Consider the following 15,989-nt stretch of genomic DNA (forward strand, 5'->3'; position numbering starts at 1 on the left):
GCATCCATGAGCTGGATTAATGAACTGATCTCCATAGTGGCGCCTGCCTATGCCCGCGACCGTGCCTTGGCCACGCTGCAATATCGCGCCATCTACGACCGAATGAATGCGTATGAGGCCGCCAGTCCAAGCCGCACCCACAAGGGCAAGCGCGAAAGCCGTGGTGCCAATCAGGCGGTGTTTGCTGCGGGCAAGAACCTGCGCGAGCAGGCCCGCTGGCTGGACGAAAATCACGACCTGAGCATTGGCATCCTCGACCGCTTGGAAGAGCGGGTGGTTGGCGCCAATGGCATCGTGGTAGAGCCCCAGCCCAAAGACAAAGACGGCAATATTTTATCGGACCTTGCCGAAGAACTGGTCCGCCGCTTTGCCGCCTGGAGCTTAAAGCCTGATGTAACCGGCCGCTACACCCGCCCCGAACTTGAACGGCTAGTGCTGCGCACCGCCATGCGTGATGGCGAGTGCTTTGGCCAGCATATCGTGGGCAAGGTCCCCGCGCTTATCCACCCCAACCCCCAGGGCACCCCTTACAGCATTGAAGCCCTGGAGCCGGATTTTGTGCCCTTCGAGCTCAATGATGCCGCCAAGAAAATTCGCCAGGGGCTTACGGTTAACGAATGGGGCCAGATCACTGCTTACAACGTACTCAAACAGCACCCCGCTGAGGTGATGGGGTTTAAGCATGTCACCAAGGCTGTCCCCGCCAAGTCCATGTTGCACCTGGCCCAGCTTAAGCGCTTGCATCAGCTGCGTGGCGTCAGCGTGTTTCACGGCATCTTAACCCGCCTGGCGGATATCAAGGATTACGAAGAATCCGAGCGGGTGGCGGCGCGGATTGCCGCGGCGCTGGCGTTTTATATCAAACGCGGTAACCCGGATATGTACACAAGCTCGGGTGATAAAGGTGGCAGCCGCGAGATCCCAATCGCCCCGGGTATGACCTTCGATGACCTCGCACCCGGTGAGGATGTGGGCATGATTGAGAGTAACCGCCCCAATGTGCATCTGGCCGAGTTTCGTAACGGCCAGCTTAAAGCGGCGGCTGCTGGCACCCGCACCAGTTACTCCAGCATTGCCCGTGAATATAACGGCAGCTACTCAAGCCAGCGTCAGGAGCTGGTCGAACAGGACGAAGCCAACCGGATCCTGCAGCAGTGGTTTTGCGCCGGTTGGTCACGCCCTGTGTACCGTCAGTGGCTGGCGGCTGAAATGCTCAACCGTGTGGACCCGCTGACCCTGCCGCCCGAACTCGATATGCGCAGCCTCTATGATGCCCAATATTACGGCCCCACCATGCCGTGGATTGACCCCCGCAAAGAGGCCGAAGGTTGGGAAATGATGATTGCCGGCAATGCTGCCACCGAAGCCGAGTGGGCAAGAGCCCGAGGCCGAACGCCATCCGAGGTGAAGCGTCAGCGTAAGCGTGAAGTGGATTACAACCGTGAAAACGGCTTAGTCACTGCAAACGACCCGGATCCCGCTCAAGCCAACCCAAACAAGGATAACCCCGATGAAAAAGACGATTCTGGCAACGGCGTGCGCAAGCGCGCTGGCAAGCGCAGCGATGATCGCGCCAAGCGCCAACAACGCGACACCGATTAGTGGCAAATATGAAATGAAGGCCTCGGCCGATGGTGCCTTAACTCTGGTGATGTACGGCGAAGTGGGCTGGGACTTTACCGCCAAAAGCATTGCCCGTGACCTCGCCAACTATCCGAAGATCACCTCGGTGTCAGCCTATATCCAGTCGGGCGGCGGCAGCGTGATGGACGGTTTTGCCATCTACAACATGCTTGCCCGTTTGCCGGTACCCAAAACCCTGTACGTGGAAGCGGTTGCCGCGTCCATGGCCACGGTGATCGCCATGGCCTTCGACAAGGTAGTGATGCCCTCAAACACCTTCATGATGGTGCATTCCAATTGGGGCGGCGTCTGTGGTACCGCCGAAGATTTGCGCGACTATGCCGACTTGCTCGACCGCTGGAAGGAGAGCATGGCCAAGGCCTACCGCGATAAGACCAAGCAGCCGGATGAGGTAATCAACGGCTGGATGAGCAAAGACACCTGGTTCAGTGCTGATGAGGCGCTGGCCGTTGGCCTTGCTGATGAAGTAATTGAGCCAATTCAGATGGCCGCCTCAATTGACCCCAAACGACTCCAGGAGTTCGACAATATGCCAAAAGAACTGCAAGCCCTGTTTGCCCCTCAGGGCAACACTCAACTGCCAGGCGGTCAACCCGCACCGGCTCCTACTCAACCCGCCCCAGCCCCTGCGCCGGTGGCTATCACAGCTCCGGCGCCTGTCGCGGCGGTGATTGAAAACCCGCAGGCGCGCATTGATTCGGTGAAGGCCGTATTTGCAGCGTTCCCCCAGCACAACGATCTGCTGCTTGAGTGCCTGGGTGATGCCAGCATCACCGCCGACATGGCCAAGGATAAGATCCTCGCCAAGCTCGGTGAAGGCACTACCCCGGCGGCAGTGCAGCCCCGCAGCGTGATCATCCACGCCGGTAACGGCAACATCGTGGGTGACTCTATCCGTGCCCACCTGATGGCCCGTGCCGGTCATGCCGCCCATGAAAAAGACAACGGCTATTCCAGCTATAACCTTCGGGAACTGGCCCGAGCCTCGTTGGTAGACCGTGGTATCGGTGTGGCCAGCATGAACGTGATGCAGATGGTTGGTCTGGCGTTCACCCATTCAACATCTGACTTTGGCAACATCCTGCTGGATGTGGCCAATAAGTCAGTGCTCAAGGGTTGGGAAGCACAGCCGGAATCTTTCGAGCGCTTCTGCAAGAAGGGCCAGCTGAGTGACTTCAAGATTGCCAACCGTGTTGGCCTTGAAGGCTTTAAGGCGCTGGATAAGGTAGAAGAGGGCGCCGAGTATAAATACGCCACCCTGTCTGACCGTGGCGAGAAAATCATGCTGGCCACCTACGGCAAAATTTTCTCCATCACCCGTCAGGCTATCATCAACGACGATATGAACATGCTGCAGTCGGTACCAGAAAAAATGGGCCGCGCAGCCAAGCGCACCATCGGCAACTTGGTGTGGGCCATCATCACCGGCAACCCCAAGATGAGTGATGGCAAAGCGCTGTTCCATGCCGACCACAAGAACCTGGGTGCCGGTGCGCCGAGCGTTGAAACCATCAGCGCCCTGTGTGAGCTGATGGAGTCGCAGATGATTGGCGAAGATCCGCTGAACATTCAGCCAGCCTTTGCACTGGTGCCGCCAAATCTGAACCGCACAATGCTGCAGATCATCAAGTCCGCTTCTGTGAAGGGTGCCGATGCCAACTCAGGCATTGCCAACCCAATTCAGGACCTGCTGGAGGTGATCAGCGAGCCTCGCCTCAAGACCCACAGCGATAAAGCATGGTATGTGGCGGCAGGCCTCGGTGAAGACACTATCGAAGTGGCCTACCTCGATGGCATCGATACCCCGTACATCGAGCAGCAGGACGGCTTCACGGTTGACGGTGTGGCCACCAAGGTGCGCATCGATGCCGGTGTGGCGCCGCTGGATCACCGTGGCCTCGCCAAGTCCACTGGTGTGTAACGACAGCCAACATAGCTAAGCCGCCATCTGGCGGCTTTTTTGTTCCGATGATTGAAGGATAACCCCATGAAAAATCGTGTTCAGGATGGCAAGACCATCACTTTGATCCCTACTGCCGATGTTGCCAGCGGTGGTGCGCTGCTGGCGGGCGCTATGCTGGCTGTCGCAATTACTGCGGTTGCCGAAAATACTCCAGGTGAGTTTGTTGCCGAGGGCGTGTATGAGCTGCCCAAAGCAAGTGCTGACACAGTGACCGCCGGTGACCAGCTGTATTGGGATGACACCGCCCAGGAACTCACCACCACCGCCACCGACAACACCCCGGCGGGCAAAGCCTGGGCTGACGCTGGCAACGGTGAAACCTTGGTATCGGTGAAAATCAATGCCTGATCTGCTGGGCTCACCCCCAAGCCTTGATGCCTTGCTGGCGATGAGCCCAGCCGAGCGTCAGGCGGCGAAGGAGCGCCGCCTGTTCGCCCGTTTGGGCCAGCCTTGCCGCTTTTATGGCGCCGAGGAAACGGTGCGCTCTGTCAGCATTCGCACTGTCGCTGCCAATCTTAACGATGAGTATGTGAAGGAGCCCACCCAGGTGGCGGAGTTCCTGCGCTCTCAGGGCAGCGCGGCGCCTGATGATGAGTTTGAAACCGGTTCACTTGCCCAGGATGGCAGCTTTACCGCCGATGGCCGCCGCTACCGCCTTACCGCCCCCTTTGATATGGACGACAGCGCGGTGTGCTTTGTGATTGTCCAGCTGTGAGGTAAGGGCTGATGGCACGACTCAGGGTAGAAGGATTACCAGCGGTTAGCCGGGAGCTTGAGCGGATCCGCAAGGCTCAGGCACCGGCCATTGCCGCCGCTGTGGAAGCGGCGACCAGCTTTGGTCACAAGCTGGCGGTGGATGAAGTGTATCGCCGCTATGGCTTTCGGGAACGCGCCTACGTAGAGCAGCACCTGACGGTGAGCTTTAACCCGCGCACTCTCGAAGGTCGGGTTATTGGCCGGTACCGGCCATCGAGCCTGAGCCGCTTTATCGTTCGGGAAAACACCCGTACCAGCAAGCTTGGGGGCAAGGTGGTGCGCGATGGCGTCACCATTGCCAGTATCCGCAACCAGCCAAACTGGCTGAAAGGTGCCTTTACCTATATCGGTCGCAACGGCAACCGCCTGGTGGCTGAACGCAGTAAAGGCGACAACAGCTGGCGCAGCCTTAAAGGGCGCAAGACGCTTTATGGCCCCAGCGTGGCTGGCAGCTTTGCTGTCATTCGCAGCCAAATTGAACCACCCATTATTCAGCACCTGCGTGACCGTTACCGCCAATTAGCCAAATAACCCGGCGCTTTTTATCTCCAGAGGTCCCCATGATTGAGCAACTGCTTGAGCGCCTGCAAATGGTGCCCGATGCCGTGGTGCGCGAAGGATTTTATGCAGCTCCAATGGCCCGTGAAGACAAATTCATCTTTTTGCAACCCTACGACTCAGGCGGCGACATAAAAGGTGGTCCTGAGTACCCGGAAGACGTGACGCTGCAGGTAGTTGCCGGGATCAAGTTATCAAGCTCGACAACCCCAACCATGGACCTTATCAAGATGGTCCGCCAAATCCGTTCCGCATTCTTCAAGAAACAAAGAAACCCACTCAAGCCTGAATGGTTACAGGAAGGGTTTGGGTTCAAAGAGCTTGAGCGCTGCAAATTCATCATGCCGGAGGCCCATGAAAAGCATGGGCTTGCGGTGCTGACCTTTTCCATCTCAACCAGCCAGACCTTTGAGGATTAATCATGTTAGAAATTGAAAGCTATACCGGCGCCGGTATCGTGTATGTCGCGGGCCGCGATGTGGGCTTTGCGTCATCAGTCAACATCAGTATTGAAACTGATACCCAGGAATTGCAAAGCAACCGCCCGGGTGGTGGCCTTGCTGACTCTGTTTCCCGGATTAAAAACGTCAAGCTGAAGATGACCCTGAACACCTTCAGTAACGCCAACATGGCACTGGCGCTGCGCGGTAAAGTCGAAGTGTTGGCGGCAGAAGCGCAGCAGCCTGAAACCCTGACAGCCATTTTGGATGGTCTGGCAGAAACCAGCTATATGCTGGACCCCACTAAAGCTGTCACTGTCACCAATGACGCGGGCGATGAGACCTATGTCGAAGGCGTTGATTATGTGGCCAGCGCGGCCGGTATTCGCGCCCTGTCTGATGGTGGTATTACCGAAGGTCAGCCAATCAAGGTTACAGGCACCTCACTCGCCGGTAACGCTCTCGAAGCCTTGGTGGAGTCCGGTGTCACCGTACCTGTAACTGTGGATGGTGTTAACGATTCTACGGGTAAACCGTTTGTGATCACCTTCTATCTGTGGAAGCCATCGCCAACCGCTGGCCTCGATGTGCTGTCTACAAACTTCGGCAGTTTCGATATTGAAGGTGCTGTGCTCGCCAACCCCAATATCGTGGCATCCGGTAAGTCCAAGTTCTTCCGTCGCCGTGCTGCCTCCGTCAGGGTGTAACCCCTGCTGCCACGGATGGCACTCCTTTCCACAACCAGTTCCGCGCTATGCGGTAATAAGGCGGCCTGCGCCGTCTGGCTCGCCAGTTCCCATTGCGGGGCTGGCGTCCAACCCGCCGCCCGGGTTAGCCCGAGGCGGCTTTTCTTTTATCTGTATCTGCAGGTGACCCATGAGCTTTAAAGACCAAATCATTAACCTGATCATTCAGGGGCGGGATCTCTTTTCTTCCGAGGCCGAGAAATCCGAAAAGGCCTTGGCAGACCTCGCGCTGCAGAGTGAGCAGCTTAATGAGCGGCTTGATGATCTTGGCAGCCAGCAAGCGGCTATCGATGCCATTGATACCCTGAGCGCCGCTATTGCCAAGGGTGAAAGCAATTACAAGACGGCCGCCAAAGCGTTGGATGTGCTTGTTGGCAGCCAGAAGGAAGCGACTGCAGAGGCCAAAAAGCTCGAGCAGGCGCAAAAGGCCGCGGCAGGTGATACTGAAAAACTGGAATCCGCCTGGCAGCAGGCTGAGCAGCAGCTCAAAGGGTACGATGCCGCCATCAAGCGCGCCCGTGCCAAGGTGGCAGAGCTTAGCCAGGAACAGCAAGAAGGCGCCACTGCCAGCAAGGCGCAGGCCAAAGCACTGGCGCAGGCCAAAGCCAACCTCACCGAGCTTGAACGTGCTCAGAGCGGTGCCGGTCAAAGTGCCGCCGAGCTCGCCCGCGAACTCGAATCCTCCCGCGTCAACCTGCGCGAAGTATCCGCCGCTGCCGCTGCCGCAGCGGATAAAAAGGCCGACTATGCCCTTGAGGTGAAAAAAGCCCGTGGCGAACTGACAAGCCTTGGTGGAAGTCTCACCCGCAATCAGCGAGAGCTGGAAAAGCAGCAGGCTGTGCTGGCCAAAGCGGGGATCAGCATGGACGAGCTGGCCGATGCCAGCGCCGAACTCAAGCAGCAGCAAGCCGCCGCTGAAATTGCCCTGGGCGGTGTTAACAAACGCCTCGAGAAGCACAACCGCCTGCTGGAAACCAGTAAAAAAGAGGCGGGAGATTTTGGCGGTTCCATTAAAGCGGCCACCGCATCATTACTGGCAATGGCGGGCGCCTATGTCGGCATTGACCGCCTGTGGGCCTCACTCACTGGCGTATTAAGCCAGGGCGACAAAGCCGCGGCCTTTACCGCGCAAATGACCGCCATGATGGGCTCCATTGAGGCGGGTGAGCAGGCAACCGCCTGGATCAAAGACTTTGCCAATAACACCGGTAGTCAGCTCGATACGGTTAAGCAGGCCTTTGCCAGTCTCAAAGCCTTTGGTATCGACCCGATGCAGGGCGCCCTGCAATCCATGGTGGATTACAACGCTAAGCTGGGCGGCAGTCAGGAAAATCTCGAAGGCATTATCCTTGCCGTGGGCCAAGCCTGGGCCAAGCAAAAGCTGCAGGGCGAAGAAATCCTGCAGCTGGTCGAGCGTGGCGTCCCTGTGTGGGAGTTGCTGGAGCAGGTCACAGGCAAGAACTCGGTAGCGCTGGCCAAACTCAGCGAGCAGGGCAAGCTTGGCCGCGATGTAATCAAAAACCTGTTTGATGAAATGGGCAAGCAGGCTAACGGGCAGGCCGCAAAGAGCCTTGAGCGCCTTGGTGGCCAGCTCAATGTACTCAGCAACAAATGGCAAGAGTTTCAGCAAAAGATTGCCGATTCCGGCACCTATCAGGTGGCGGTCACCTTTTTGCAGGTACTCAATGCCAAGTTCGATGAGCTGAACCAATCCGGCAAAATCCAGCAGGCAGCGCAGGCGGTCAGTGACTTTTTCACCGCCTTGATCCGCGATGGTGGCGGCAGCCTGAAAACCATGCTGGAAAACATCAGCGCCTTTGTGTCGGCAATGCAATTTGTGGCCGGCAGCCTGCAGCTTATTTGGAACGGGATCACCGCGGGCCTGAGTGGCCTTGGTGCAGTATCTGCCAAGGTTAGCCAGCATATGCTGGATAACTTTGCCCGTGTTGTGCAGTTCATGCCTTTTGTCGGCAAGGCTGTGGCAGATGCAGCCCGCGAAGCCGCCAGTGCGATGGGCGCTATCTCCGAAGGCTATATCGAGCAAATTCATCAGGACGGCGAGGATATACGCCGTGCCTGGGACAACATTTTAGATTCGGTATCCGACAGCACCCAAAAGAGCTATCAGGTGGCTGCAGACATCGCCACCGAAAGCGCACAGTCACAGGTTCAAGCAGCAGAGAAGGTAAGAAGCGCCCAAGACCAGCAGATAGACAAGGCCAAAGAGCTGGAACTCGCTATGGCCAAGGCGGGGATCACCACAGTGAACTCGCTCAAAGAGCAAGCGGAGGCAGCTCAGGAAACCTACGAGCAGGTGAAAGACGGGGCCAAGCAAGGCATCGCCACCGCCTTTGAAGTGGAGCAGGCCTATAAAAAGTGGGCCGAGGCCAGTATCAAGGTGGCCCAGGCTCAGGGGCAGCCGGTACCGGAAATCCTTAAAACCGAGGCAGCGGCTCAAAAGCTGCGTGACACCTTGGCTGGGCTGATTGACAAGAGTAGCCAGCTTGGCAAAGAGCAGCAGGCCGCCGGCAAGTTTAGCGGCGAATATGCCAAGGCAATTGATAACACCAAAAACGCCATAGAGCAGCTGACCCGTATCACCCAGGATTCTACCGTCAGCGATAAGGACAAAGCGAAAGCCCAGGAAGAACTCGGCAAGCGCAAGGTGGAGCTGATGCGTCAGACCCTGGCACTTAAAGAAGTGCAGGATCTCGAAACCGCCAACTACCAGGAGCTTAAAGCCAAACAGCAAGCGGTAATCACCCAGCTCGAAAACCTCGATGTGGCATACCGCTCAGGTCGGTTGACTCAGCAGGAGTATGCCACCGAGCAAGAGAAGCTGATGAAGGTGCTGCAGCTGATTAATGCCATGACCGCCACCTACAGCGAGGAAACGGTAAAAGCGGCTGAAAGTACAGAAAATACCACCCAAACCCTGCGTGACCAACAGATAGCCCTTGAGCAGCTGGAAAAGCAGATGGGCCGTGCCACCGAGTACACCAATTTGTTTGCAGGTGCTCAGGCGCATCTTGAAAAGGAGTTCAACCTCACCTCCACCGGCAGCGAAGACCTCTACAAACGCCTTGATGATTTAACTGACATGATGGCGCGCAATGCCAGGGTAACCACCGGATTTTGGGGAGAGCTGGCACGCGCAAGCAATGAGGCATTTGGGCGGGAGAAGGAAATCATCCAGGCCACGCTTCGTTGGCGTGAGTTAATGGGCGTTTTGGATGGTGGCACTTACACCCTCAAAGACCTCAAAGACATGGCCTACATCGCGGCCAACAACATGAGCTACCTCGATGAGCAGAGCCTTGCCACCCTCAATGCTGGGATTGAAGAGGCGAGGGCACGCTTGCGAGGGCTGCGGGATGACCTGTCGGATACGGTGGATGATCTCAAGGAAGAACTCGATGAGCTGAACGGCATTCGCAAAGATGCCGCTTTAAAAGAACTCGAAAACCGCCGAGAGGAACTGCGAGCCAAGCTGGCTGAGGCAGAAGCCGCCAACGACCGGGAAGCTGTTGACCGCGCCCGCGAAGCCCTGCGCCTGGCAGAGCAAATCTACCAGACCAAGCAGCGCCAAGCCCGCGCCGAGGCTGCCGAGGCCGCCAAGCGCGAGCAGCAGCGCCAGACCGAGCAAAAGCAAGCGGGCGCCGCGGCCGCCAATCAGGTGCCGACACGGCAACCTCAAATTCCCGCGCCAGTGCTCCAACAGCCGCAATCCGATGGGCAGATCACCACCCTGCGCCTGGTGGTCGGCAATCAGCAGTTTGATGGCAACTTTAAGCGCACTGTGCTGGCAGAACTTATGGCAGAAATCCGCCGTCAGCAGCAGACCGGCGGTTAATCAAAGGAGCTGTAATGCAGCAAATTGACACCATCCCCCTCAGCGACAACGAGGCGCAGCTGCTGTGGCTCAATCGCAACGAGCAGCAAACCGTATTCTCGACCAGCAAACGCGCCAGCAACGGCGCGTTTCATTTTTTCACGGCGCAGGTATCCAGCGGTTTGCCGCTGCTGATTGGCACCGGATCCAGTGGCCTGAGCCGCGCCACGTTCGCCGCGCTGCAGGCCCACGCCAACAGCACCCTGGGCCAATTCAATATTGACCTGGGGGGCGGCGAAACCTTCACCGTGGTGTGGGACACCACATCCGGCCCCGCTGTTACCGGCAAAGACCTGTTTGATGAGGTTGGCGGCCATGCGCTGGTGACAGAAGTCCAGCTTAAGTTTTTTACAGTTTAACAGGGACAATCAGCATGACTTACACCCGTTCCAATCTGGCAATTTTCAAGGCGCAGCAGGGCGGTGATTCACCGGATGCCGGTGGTCAGCGTACGCTCAATAAAGTTGCGTCAGGTGTCATTAACGCCTTGTTCCCCGGCCTGTCTGATATTGACCATGCAGAAAGCGCGGTCGAGATTGCCAAGTGCTTTCCGGCGCTCGATACGGCTGACACAGAAAGCCTGATTGACGCGCACATTTTCATCAGCGAACCCCCCACAGATCCACTGGTCACCCTGATGATTGCGGAAAGCTCTTTGCTGGATGATGAAAGCCGCCGTAAGGATATGGTGGATATTTTGGAAAGCTCAGTGCGGGCGGGTCAGCTAATCCGTGAAGGCTTGATTGGCCTGCTGGCAGGTCAAGACAGCTTCCCACGGCCTTATCTGCAGTCGATGTACCGCTTTAATGACCGCGACATTTGGGCCAACGTGACCTTGGTGCAGGGGCAGGTTATTTGCATTTCCGTTGAGTATGAGGGCAACGAAGATGCCCGCTATCCTCGGTTTGAGCATTTTTGCGAAATTCAACGCACAGTGACCGGCGGCCAGGAAGGGCAGGTGCAATTCAAGCCGCCCATTCCGTATGACACCCCAGACCGTGATGTGGTCATCAACGGTGAGTCTGGCTGCACCAAGCTGCGCTTAACCAGCCAGAATGCCGATGTGAAATATCACGGCGTTACCCGATTGACCGCTGAAAACAACTCATCATTGCTGGCGGTACAAAATACCGTGGCTGAGTTGCTTCCCCGGGTGAAAACGTCAAAGCCGCACTCAGGTCTATCACTGTCGGCGCAGGGTTCCTCTGATGTGCCGTCACAGGTGATTAAACGGGTGGTTTCATTGCCGGAGGTGGCGGGCCAATCCACGTATATTTTTGATGTGCCTGACCTTCTTAATACCGACTTTGTCAACAAGGTATTGGGCTTGGCACCAACTGCCAGAGGGATAAGCAGCAATTATCGCTGGAGCGTGTCAGTCACTGGCTCCAAAGCATCAGCGACCCGCAGCATCACCATTGGCGGCGGGGTCAGTGTGGCGATAAATGGTGTGAGCCTGGAATACGTATCCGGCCTGCGGTACCACCACTATGAGTCAAGCAGTCCACTGCCAAGCTCTGACAAGATTGCTATCGGTACCGTGATTATGACCATCACCTTTACAGATGGTTCGGGCAATATCGTGCTGCGGGAAACTGAGGTGGGCTTTGTTGACAGCTCAGGCCGTAAGTTTGTCGAATTGGACTATGCAGATGGCACTGCTACCAAGTTCCCTGATGCGCGTGGCGACTTCACCGTCAGCTTTGAATGCCTGGCTGAGCCAGGACTGTCTGAGGAAAACGTAGCGGCATTCAATATGTCGATTGCCCGCCCCATTCCAGAAACCTTTTATTTCAACGTCAGCACCGCCGATGGCAGCACCTTGCTCAGTGGCAGCAGTGATGCTGCAGGCGTGATTACCGGAAGCGGTGTAACCAGTGGCAGTATCAATGGCAGCACTGTTCAAATCAGTTTTGCCCAGGACGTTGACCTGGCCAGCTTCCGCTATGACGTATCTGAATTGGTGACGCTCAATCCACCGCCTGAACTGTTCGGCCTTAATCCGCTGCGGCTGCAAAATGCCGGGGTGGTGCCAATCTTCAACGCCTGGGGCTCGGTAGCGATCCAGCATACGCAGACGCAGCTGGTATCAAGCCCGGCGAGCGGGCAAACCAAGAACGTTCGGGCAGGTGCTCAGTTTGTCGATATAACCGATGCAGCAGGCCAGAGCCTGTGGACGGAAGCCAACACCCATTACAGCTATGACTCAGCCACCGGCGTGGTGACAATTAACAGCGATTTTGCCGGTTTCACTGCCCCTTATTTGCTCACCGATACCATTGGCGAGCTGGCGCAGGTGCTGGAGGTGTACGAAAAGTCATTGCAGCTTTCAAAGCCACTTAAGGGTACATATCCAGCCGGTGCCGTGGTGGCCTCAGTACACAAGCTGGGCAGCCTGCAGGCGCGGGTGGGTACTGTCAGGGATATGAGCAGTTGGGATGATAACTGGGATCAGGATGGCACCCCGGCCACCGCCAGCTTCAACTATGTGGATTATCCCATCGAAGTGCAAAACGACAGCGCCGTGAATGAAGAATGGTTGCTGATTTTTAGCAGTCCAACCACGTTCCGCTGCGTGGGTAAACGCATTGGCCAAATCGCCACTGGCGACACATTAAGCGACTTTGCCCCCATTAACCCGTTAACCGGGAAGCCTTATTTTATCATCCGTTTTCAGGCGTTTGGCGGCGGCTGGCAAATTGGTGAGGCCATTCGGTGGCCAACCTATGCCGCCAGCAAGCCAGCCATGATTATCCGTACCACTGAATCAGGCCACAGCCAGATAGAGGTTGACCGTTCAGTGTTGGGTTTCCGTGGCAACCGTTCATCAAATCCAGCCCCGTAAAACGGGGCGCATTCTTGGAGATAGCAATTTATGGCAGCTTTACCCGTCATTGAGTACCGCTGGGACGACCCAGGTGCCCCACAGCTTGTCAATCGTACGCCTGCTGAGTGGATTGATGTATTTAAGAAGTGTTTGGTGGATGGTTATGGTACCAAACCCGGTGCCGGTTGGTCGGTAGCGTTTGAGAACGAGGCCAGTAAACAGGTGATGTTTCAGACGGCACTGAACATCCCTGGCCATATCGGCGGCTTTTGGAAGCTGTGGCCCAAGGACGGACAGGAAACTCAAACTAACACCACCATGTTTTGTCGCTCAGGTGTGTTGGTAACAAGCCTTGATCCCGATTGGAATACGGTGCCAAACGCAAGTTACCAGAACGCATTCTATGCCTATTACGCAAACAAGTGGATTATTCTGGCGACACCTATCAGCTTTTACATTTTTACCAGCTCTGATTATCGGCCATATATGTTTCACGGTACGTCAGAGCATCCCTGCTTTGGCGTGGGCGCATTGGACACCGCCTATACCAATGACGTCTCGGAGCATGTTTTGATGACTGCTTCATTGGCGGGCGATGCCAACACTGGATCTTGGTCGAGGGCGCTTGGATATATATCGTCAGGCAGCAATGCTTTCTTGCTGGATGAAACATCCGGCGCACAAAGTAAACAGTGGTATAGGCATAAACTACCATTTGATAGTATCGGCTATTCTAACTCAACGCCTACGCCCGGAACGGGGTGCCCCAATCCTCTGTACGCCCCGCATATGCTGTACTGCGCCGGAGCAGGCAATAACTCAGGCGTGGATAGTGAAGGCACCTTACTGAAAGACAGCCTGTTGTCCCCGCTATTCAGGGGCGGATACCCCGGCCTGCTGCAAATGTCTTCATCAGGATTCTCAGACCAGCTTTGGCCTCAAACCAGAGTGATAAACGGTCACAAGCATTACTTGATACCGACCCCACACAATGGCGGCTCCAACCTGTGGGTAAACGCAGAGGAATGGTATGGATAAGCTGATTAAGATTGGGATTGATAAAGCTATCCCGCGCCAGATGGCCAAGCTGGCCATCGTGAATGCTGACCCTAATGCAGAGCGCTTTATCGTGTTGAACAGGCGCTCCATGGCAGTACTGCGGCATGGCTCTTTTGCCAATGGCCATACGCAGAATTGCTTCTTTGCCCTTGGCTATGAAAACCGCAGCGATTTATTACTGCTGATAGTCGATGATGATGAGCAATTCAACGCCAAGGCTATGGACGGCATTCAGGCAGAATTAGGGGATGCCAACGAGGTGGGCTAATGCCAGTCACAATCCTGTTTGATGAATCGTGGCCTAATGCCACCTCACCCCTGGATTTAAGCCCGGTGGTAACGGGTGTTTCCCCTCAGTTTGATGAGGCTTGGCTCAATGCCAGTTCGCCAGTATCCCCTCAGTTTGGTGATAGCACGCCAACTGAGCCGGTTGATGATTCAATCGGCATTCGGGTGGGCATTGCCTGGGCCGACTTTTCAGCGGCAGAGCAGCAGCTGCTGCTGGCCAGTGAAAGTGTCTCATTCGACACCCGCGCCGCTATGGCGTGGCAGGCTGACCCAATCAATACCGCGCAGGATATTGAATGGGATTCACCGAACGCAGAGGAAAACCGCTGCAGCTTGTCTCAGGAAAATCCTTTGCCTGTTCGTCAACTGGCGGGGGTGGATTGGGACAGTCCGGCGGCCGTTGAAAGTCAAAGCGCCTGCGACTGGCAGACGATGCCCGCCTTGCGGGATGCGCCCGAGCTGGCATGGTCTGACATATCATCAGACGGGCAGCAACATCGTGCAACCTGGATAAAAGAACGCCCCATTGGTGTGCAACCAAGGCTGGCGTGGTTTTCACCGGCTGCCGGTGTCTGCAGCACGATCCGCTGGGGCATACCAGAGCGTAAACAGGTTTGCTCCACTCGATACCGCAAGCCCAAGAGCCCTATCACCCCCGTTTTTGATAAGCCCTATGGAACCCATATTGGGGTAACGGATTTGCGCTTTGATACAGAGCCGCTGGTCTGTGAGTGGGTAGGGGGCGGCGGTCTGATTGACGGCCCGCCAATCCTGCCACCACTCAATCTAAAAATTCCGATAGAGCCCCAAATTCGCAGGACATACATCATGCAACCAACCCTGACATGCCATCGCGTCAGCGATAACCGCGAGCTGGCCATTACCGCCGTTCGTCTGTCCCGCCGCCGGGGCCAGTGGGCCTGGGATGGCAGCATTGACTGGTGCAGCAAAGGCGATGCACTGCTGGGCCACAATGAGCTTTTGCGCCTCAGTATCAATGGCTATGAGTTTTACCTGATAGCCGAGCAGCAGCAAAGCGGTACCGGCTGGCTGCAGGAACAGTATTCGCACTCATGCCGTGGCGCCTCAGCTGCGCTCAGCAGCCCCTGGCGGGCACCCATCAGTTACACCAACATAGCGCAGAGTTTTGGCGGTATGCTGCAAAGCCTGCTGGCCAATACCGGATGGACAGCGGAATTGGTGGGCGTGACTGACTTTAGCCTGCCCGCTGGGGTGTTTTCGGTATTTGCCAAAGATCCCATTGCGGCAGTCAGTGAGGCCGCCGCCCAGGTGGGCGCGGTGGTGATCCCGCAGGACGCCGAGCAGAAACTGAAAATTGTGCCGCGCTGGCCGGTGGTGCCCTGGGCCATGGCCTCAGCCACCCCGGATATAGCGCTGCACGATTCGGTGATATTCAGCTGCAGCGAGGCAGAGCAGTTGGCGCCGCTGTATAACACCTGCATAGCCAGGGGAGAGCAGCAGGGCATTAGCCGCGAGATTGCCCGCCAAGGGCTTGGCAGCACGGCCCCGGCCCCTGATTTTGTGGCGCCGCTGATTGTGGATGTGCAGGCCGCCATCATGGCCGGTACCGCCGCCATTGCCGACAGTGGCAAAACCAAGGTCGTCACCATCGAGTTGCCCATTATGGCAGACTTGCCACCGCTGGAACCCGGGCAGCTGCTCGGCGTGACCTATCGGGCCGAGCTGTATAAGGCCACCTGTGATGGCATCAGCATCACGGCCAGCCGCAGTGACAACGGCCTTGAGATAACCCAAAGCGCCGCGCTTATCCGGCATTTGGAACACTAGCAGCATG

General features: G+C 56.6%; 13 protein-coding genes. All 13 read left to right on the top strand.

Annotated elements, in window-relative coordinates; translation table 11 throughout:
• Window positions 1–6 precede the first annotated feature (6 nt).
• The 13 genes from MJ923_RS07860 (at window position 7) to MJ923_RS07920 (ending at window position 15,982) form a co-directional block, all read left to right on the top strand.
• On the top strand, window positions 7–1,602 hold the full coding sequence (locus MJ923_RS07860; RefSeq protein WP_240590610.1) for a phage portal protein: 1,596 nt from the start codon (window positions 7–9) through the stop codon (window positions 1,600–1,602).
• On the top strand, window positions 1,511–3,565 hold the full coding sequence (locus MJ923_RS07865; RefSeq protein ID WP_240590611.1) for a ClpP-like prohead protease/major capsid protein fusion protein: 2,055 nt from the start codon (window positions 1,511–1,513) through the stop codon (window positions 3,563–3,565). The genes MJ923_RS07860 and MJ923_RS07865 overlap by 92 nt, the downstream gene beginning before the upstream one ends.
• 66 nt (window positions 3,566–3,631) lie before the next feature.
• Window positions 3,632–3,955 carry a DUF2190 family protein gene (locus MJ923_RS07870; protein WP_240590612.1) on the top strand — a complete coding sequence of 108 codons (324 nt, stop codon included), beginning with the start codon at window positions 3,632–3,634 and terminating at the stop codon, window positions 3,953–3,955.
• A complete protein-coding gene (locus tag MJ923_RS07875) occupies window positions 3,948–4,322 on the top strand; it encodes a hypothetical protein (protein ID WP_240590613.1) in 375 nt (124 codons plus the stop codon). The genes MJ923_RS07870 and MJ923_RS07875 overlap by 8 nt, the downstream gene beginning before the upstream one ends.
• Window positions 4,323–4,333: 11 nt before the next feature.
• The gene (locus MJ923_RS07880; protein WP_240590614.1) at window positions 4,334–4,894 is read left to right on the top strand and encodes a hypothetical protein; all 561 of its coding nucleotides are present in this window, start codon (window positions 4,334–4,336) and stop codon (window positions 4,892–4,894) included.
• 29 nt (window positions 4,895–4,923) lie between these two features.
• Window positions 4,924–5,340, top strand: a complete 417-nt coding sequence (locus tag MJ923_RS07885; RefSeq protein WP_240590615.1) for a hypothetical protein — start codon at window positions 4,924–4,926, stop codon at window positions 5,338–5,340.
• Window positions 5,341–5,342: 2 nt separating this feature from the next.
• Window positions 5,343–6,068 carry a phage tail tube protein gene (locus tag MJ923_RS07890; protein ID WP_240590616.1) on the top strand — a complete coding sequence of 242 codons (726 nt, stop codon included), beginning with the start codon at window positions 5,343–5,345 and terminating at the stop codon, window positions 6,066–6,068.
• Window positions 6,069–6,237: 169 nt separating this feature from the next.
• Window positions 6,238–9,960, top strand: coding sequence for a tape measure protein (locus MJ923_RS07895; RefSeq protein WP_240590617.1), 3,723 nt, complete (start codon window positions 6,238–6,240; stop codon window positions 9,958–9,960).
• Between the two features lie 14 nt (window positions 9,961–9,974).
• Entirely contained in the window at window positions 9,975–10,358 is a 384-nt protein-coding gene (locus MJ923_RS07900) for a hypothetical protein (RefSeq protein ID WP_240590618.1), read from the top strand.
• Window positions 10,359–10,372: 14 nt separating this feature from the next.
• Entirely contained in the window at window positions 10,373–12,844 is a 2,472-nt protein-coding gene (locus tag MJ923_RS07905; RefSeq protein WP_240590619.1) for a hypothetical protein, read from the top strand.
• 30 nt (window positions 12,845–12,874) lie between these two features.
• Complete coding sequence (locus tag MJ923_RS07910) at window positions 12,875–13,864, top strand: hypothetical protein (protein WP_240590620.1); 990 nt, start codon at window positions 12,875–12,877, stop codon at window positions 13,862–13,864.
• Entirely contained in the window at window positions 13,857–14,153 is a 297-nt protein-coding gene (locus MJ923_RS07915) for a hypothetical protein (RefSeq protein ID WP_240590621.1), read from the top strand. The genes MJ923_RS07910 and MJ923_RS07915 overlap by 8 nt, the downstream gene beginning before the upstream one ends.
• Window positions 14,153–15,982: a hypothetical protein gene (locus MJ923_RS07920; RefSeq protein WP_240590622.1), complete on the top strand. Its 1,830-nt coding sequence runs from the start codon at window positions 14,153–14,155 to the stop codon at window positions 15,980–15,982. Before MJ923_RS07915 ends, MJ923_RS07920 begins: the two co-directional genes overlap by 1 nt.
• Window positions 15,983–15,989 lie beyond the last annotated feature (7 nt).

It is taken from the genome of Shewanella zhuhaiensis (genome assembly GCF_022484835.1).
Lineage (GTDB): Bacteria > Pseudomonadota > Gammaproteobacteria > Enterobacterales > Shewanellaceae > Shewanella > Shewanella khirikhana.

What these genes read in the sequence shown, in the direction of transcription:
- MJ923_RS07890 (WP_240590616.1), top strand. Translation starts at nt 5,343, where the DNA reads ATGTTAGAAATTGAAAGCTATACCGGCGCCGGTATCGTGTATGTCGCG.
- MJ923_RS07885 (WP_240590615.1), top strand. Translation starts at nt 4,924, where the DNA reads ATGATTGAGCAACTGCTTGAGCGCCTGCAAATGGTGCCCGATGCCGTG.
- MJ923_RS07895 (WP_240590617.1), top strand. Translation starts at nt 6,238, where the DNA reads ATGAGCTTTAAAGACCAAATCATTAACCTGATCATTCAGGGGCGGGAT.
- MJ923_RS07915 (WP_240590621.1), top strand. Translation starts at nt 13,857, where the DNA reads ATGGATAAGCTGATTAAGATTGGGATTGATAAAGCTATCCCGCGCCAG.
- MJ923_RS07875 (WP_240590613.1), top strand. Translation starts at nt 3,948, where the DNA reads ATGCCTGATCTGCTGGGCTCACCCCCAAGCCTTGATGCCTTGCTGGCG.
- MJ923_RS07870 (WP_240590612.1), top strand. Translation starts at nt 3,632, where the DNA reads ATGAAAAATCGTGTTCAGGATGGCAAGACCATCACTTTGATCCCTACT.
- MJ923_RS07865 (WP_240590611.1), top strand. Translation starts at nt 1,511, where the DNA reads ATGAAAAAGACGATTCTGGCAACGGCGTGCGCAAGCGCGCTGGCAAGC.
- MJ923_RS07880 (WP_240590614.1), top strand. Translation starts at nt 4,334, where the DNA reads ATGGCACGACTCAGGGTAGAAGGATTACCAGCGGTTAGCCGGGAGCTT.
- MJ923_RS07900 (WP_240590618.1), top strand. Translation starts at nt 9,975, where the DNA reads ATGCAGCAAATTGACACCATCCCCCTCAGCGACAACGAGGCGCAGCTG.
- MJ923_RS07905 (WP_240590619.1), top strand. Translation starts at nt 10,373, where the DNA reads ATGACTTACACCCGTTCCAATCTGGCAATTTTCAAGGCGCAGCAGGGC.
- MJ923_RS07920 (WP_240590622.1), top strand. Translation starts at nt 14,153, where the DNA reads ATGCCAGTCACAATCCTGTTTGATGAATCGTGGCCTAATGCCACCTCA.
- MJ923_RS07910 (WP_240590620.1), top strand. Translation starts at nt 12,875, where the DNA reads ATGGCAGCTTTACCCGTCATTGAGTACCGCTGGGACGACCCAGGTGCC.
- MJ923_RS07860 (WP_240590610.1), top strand. Translation starts at nt 7, where the DNA reads ATGAGCTGGATTAATGAACTGATCTCCATAGTGGCGCCTGCCTATGCC.